This window comes from Gemmatimonas sp. (genome assembly GCF_044345575.1).
GTDB lineage: Bacteria > Gemmatimonadota > Gemmatimonadetes > Gemmatimonadales > Gemmatimonadaceae > Gemmatimonas.
Genome location: NZ_JBIJAW010000298.1, coordinates 1 through 3984, shown reverse-complemented (window position 1 = coordinate 3984; position 3984 = coordinate 1). Strand labels below are relative to the sequence as shown.

The 3984-nt window shown below is 65.4% G+C and carries 5 protein-coding genes; all 5 read left to right on the top strand.

Features of this window, described 5'->3' with window-relative positions; all coding sequences use genetic code 11:
- Positions 1-817, top strand: an 817-nt coding sequence (bshA, locus tag ACIQ6O_RS13940) for an N-acetyl-alpha-D-glucosaminyl L-malate synthase BshA (protein ID WP_396208389.1), incomplete at its 5' end; no start/stop codon positions are given.
- Positions 814-1620, top strand: a complete 807-nt coding sequence (uppP, locus tag ACIQ6O_RS13935) for an undecaprenyl-diphosphatase UppP (RefSeq protein ID WP_396208388.1) — start codon at positions 814-816, stop codon at positions 1618-1620. The genes bshA and uppP, both read left to right, overlap by 4 nt.
- Positions 1610-2350 (top strand): biotin--[acetyl-CoA-carboxylase] ligase, encoded by a 741-nt coding sequence (locus tag ACIQ6O_RS13930; RefSeq protein ID WP_396208387.1) that lies wholly within the window; start codon positions 1610-1612, stop codon positions 2348-2350. Before uppP ends, ACIQ6O_RS13930 begins: the two co-directional genes overlap by 11 nt.
- A gap of 399 nt (positions 2351-2749) precedes the next feature.
- Positions 2750-3037 (top strand): co-chaperone GroES, encoded by a 288-nt coding sequence (groES, locus tag ACIQ6O_RS13925; RefSeq protein WP_291260161.1) that lies wholly within the window; start codon positions 2750-2752, stop codon positions 3035-3037.
- A 27-nt stretch (positions 3038-3064) separates the two neighbouring features.
- On the top strand, positions 3065-3984 hold a 920-nt coding region (groEL, locus tag ACIQ6O_RS13920), incomplete at its 3' end, for a chaperonin GroEL (RefSeq protein WP_396208386.1).

Here is a 3984-nt window from a genome sequence, read left to right as displayed (position 1 = left end):
CATCGTGGGGCAGGAGCGTTCGTTCTTCTCGATCACCAAGTTCTCCATCGAGAAATCGCACGCCGTGACGGCCGTGTCGGAGTATTTGCGCGACGAGACCTATCGGGCGTTCGGGTGCGTCGGATGTCATGTGGAGGTCATCCACAACTTCATCGATCCGGCACTGTTCGATCGCGGTCGGCACGTGTTCCCCATCCCGGCCGATGTCATCCGCGGCCGCAAGGTGGTCATGCACATCTCCAACTTCCGCCCGGTAAAGCGGGTGCGCGACATCGTGAAGACCTTCGCGCGCATCGACCGGGAGGTGCCATCGGTATTGGTGATGGTGGGCGACGGTCCCGAGCGCGTTGAAGCCGAGGCCGAGGCGCGCGATCTCGGCGTGGCCGACCACGTGCTCTTTCTCGGCAAGATCGATGCGATCGCCCCGCTCCTCGCTGGCGCTGATCTCTTTTTGCTCACGAGTGACAAAGAAAGCTTCGGCCTGAGCGCACTCGAGGCGTTGGCGACCGGGGTGCCTGTTATCGGGGCGGAGGCTGGTGGGCTGCCGGAGGTGGTCACGCATGGCGTGACCGGGTTCCTCTACCCCGTCGGTGACGTGGAGAGCATGGCGCGCGCCGGCGTTGCGTTGCTCAGCGATCCCGTGCGGTGGCAGACCATGAGTGACGCCGCCGCCGCCGACGCCCGGATGCGATTCTCGGAGTCCGCGGTGGTGGCGCAGTATGAAGCGCTGTACGAACGCACGCTGCGCGAGCCCTCGCGCAGTCCCGCGGGCCCCCTTGATGGTGCGCCCCTCTCCTCTCTCGTCGGCACGTCGTGACGAATTTTCAGGCCATCGTGCTCGGGCTCGTGCAGGGCCTCACCGAGTTGCTGCCCGTCTCCAGCAGTGCGCATCTCGCACTCACCCCCTATCTGCTTGGCTGGCAGGATCCCGGGCTGTCCTTCGACGTGGCGCTGCACTTCGGCACCCTCGTGGCGCTCATGTGGTACTTCCGCGCCGAGTGGGTCGACATGACACGCAGCGCCTTCAGCATCGTGCGCACCCGCCGTGTGGAAACGGTACACGATCGGCGGTTGGTGTATCTGATGGTGGCGACAGTGCCGGCCGGCGTCGGCGGGCTGCTGCTCAATGATCTGGCCAAGACCACGTTTCGGTCGCCCTACATCATTGGCACCACGCTCATCCTGCTCGGCGTGCTGCTCTGGGCCATCGACAAGTGGAGCGTACGCTCGCGCAGCATCGAGGAGGTCACCCTGCGCGATGCCATCATCGTGGGCTGCGCTCAGGTGCTGGCGCTCGTGCCCGGCGTGTCGCGTTCCGGTTCCACCATCACGGCGGGCCGCCTGCTGCACCTCGATCGGCCGAGCGCGGCGCGCTTCAGCTTTCTCATGAGCATGCCCATTACCGTGGCGGCGGTGCTGAAGGAGGCGCCGGAGGCGCTCCGGGCTGAGGGGCTGTCCATGCCGTTGCTCTACGGGGTTATTGCCGCGGCTGTCAGCAGCTGGCTCGCGATCACCGTGTTGCTGCGCTACGTGAGTAAACACAGCTTCGGTATCTTCGCGCTGTACCGCGTCGTGCTGGCGTGCGTCGTGTTCTACACGCTGGCCACACGTGGCGGCTGACGGTACGCGAGTCACGGCGCCTGCACCGGGGCTCGCCGCGCAGCTGGGGCTCGTCCGTCTCGATTACCATGTGCGCGTCACGTCGACCATGGACGTGGCACACGCGCTCGCCGAGGAAGGGGCGCCGGCGGGTACGCTGGTCCTGGCGTCGTCGCAGGCGGCCGGGCGGGGGCGCAGCGGGAAGACGTGGACATCGGAGCCCGATGCCGGGTTGTGGTGCACCCTCATCGAACGGCCGCGTGATGGCCGCGCACTCGAGGTGCTCGCACTGCGTGTCGGGTTGCATCTCGCGCAGGCATTGGCGCCCGTCGTCGATGGGACCCTGCAGCTCAAGTGGCCCAACGACCTGTATGTGGGCGTGCGCAAGCTTGGTGGCATCCTCATCGAAGTGCGGTGGCGCGACGCGCGCCCCGAGTGGGTCGCCATTGGCGTGGGCATCAATCGCGTGGTGCCGGCTGGTTTTCCCGACGTGGCCCATGTGCGGAATGGGATTACGCGCGACGCGCTGCTCGCCGTGGTCGCGCCCGCGTTACGCCAGGCGGCCGCGGCGGATGGTGTACTCACCACGCACGAGTGCGAAGCGTGGGCCGCGCGCGATCTGGCTGTTGGCCGACGTGTGCTCTCACCGGCGCAGGGCACGGTGCAGGGGATCACCCCCAACGGTGCCGTCGTCATCGCCACAGAGACGGGCACGATCGCCTGTCACAGCGGCAGCCTGATCTTCGAATAGCGGCCCGGTGCCGTGCGGGGAAGCGCGTGAACACGGAGATCACCGAGGCTGGTGAGGGCACCGAGCACGGCCCGGCGTCGCGTGCCTCGGCTTGCGAGCCCGCCCCCCTCCATGCCCTCACCCCCCTCGGTGATCTCTGTGTGGTCGCGGTTCCCCGAGTCAGCCAAGGCCGGCTGCCATTTTGACGCGCCACCGCCAATGCGCTTGCCACGATGGCAAAGGGTTCTGCCTATCTGGCAAGTTGCTAAACTGTTGCAATGTATGGGTTTAGCGGTCTTCTTCGCCCCTTGACGCGCCTCTGGCGACCTCCTAGCTTTCACCTCGTTAGCACTCACTCGCTGTGAGTGCTAATCCATTTCCAGTCCGTTCCCCTGACACAGCACCAGGAGATCATCTCGTATGTCCAAGGTCGCGCCGCTCGCGGATCGCGTTGTCGTGAAGCCGCTCGAAGAGGCGGAGCAGATGCGCGGTGGGTTGTACATCCCCGATACCGCGAAGGAAAAGCCGCAGCAGGGTAACATCGTCGCCGTGGGCCCCGGCCGCTTCGAGAAGGATGCCCGCGTCCCGATGGACGTGAAGGTCGGCGACAAGGTCCTGTACGGAAAGTACAGCGGCACCGAAGTGACCATCGAGGGCGAGCAGCTGCTCATCCTTCGTGAGTCCGATATCCTCGCCGTGATCAACTGAACCGCACTCTAACTCCATTCAGCAACCATGGCTGCCAAGGAACTGCATTTCAACACTGAGGCGCGCGCGGCTCTCAAGCGCGGCGTCGATCAGCTCGCCGAAGCGGTGAAGGTCACGCTCGGCCCCAAGGGTCGCAACGTCGTCATCGACAAGAAGTTCGGCGCCCCGACGGTCACCAAGGACGGTGTGACGGTCGCGAAGGAAATCGAACTCGCCGATCCGATCGAAAACATGGGCGCGCAGATGGTGAAGGAAGTCGCGACCAAGACGTCGGACCTCGCCGGTGACGGCACCACGACCGCCACGGTGCTCGCCCAGGCCATCTTCCGTGAAGGCCTCAAGAACGTCACGGCCGGTTCCAACCCGATGGCGCTCAAGCGCGGTATCGAGAAGGCCGTCGCCGCGATCGTCGACGAGCTCAAGAAGATCTCCGTGCCCACCACGGGCAAGAAGGAGATCGCGCAGGTCGGCACCATCTCGGCCAACAACGATCCCGAGATCGGCAACCTCATCGCGGAAGCGATGGAGAAGGTCGGCAAGGACGGCGTGATCACCGTCGAAGAGGCCAAGGGCCTCGAGACGACCCTCGAGACCGTCGACGGTATGCAGTTCGACCGCGGCTATCTCTCGCCGTACTTCGTCACGGACCCGGAGAAGATGGAGGCCGTGCTCGAGAACGCCCTCATCCTCATCCACGACAAGAAGATCTCGGCCATGAAGGACCTCCTCCCGGTCCTCGAGAAGGTGGCGCAGCTCGGCAAGCCCCTCCTCATCATCGCTGAAGACGTCGAAGGCGAAGCCCTCGCGACGCTCGTCGTGAACAAGCTCCGCGGCACGCTCCGCATCGTCGCCGTGAAGGCGCCGGGCTTCGGCGATCGCCGCAAGGCGATGCTGCAGGACATCGCGACGCTCACGAAGGGTCAGGTCATCTCCGACGAAGTCGGCTT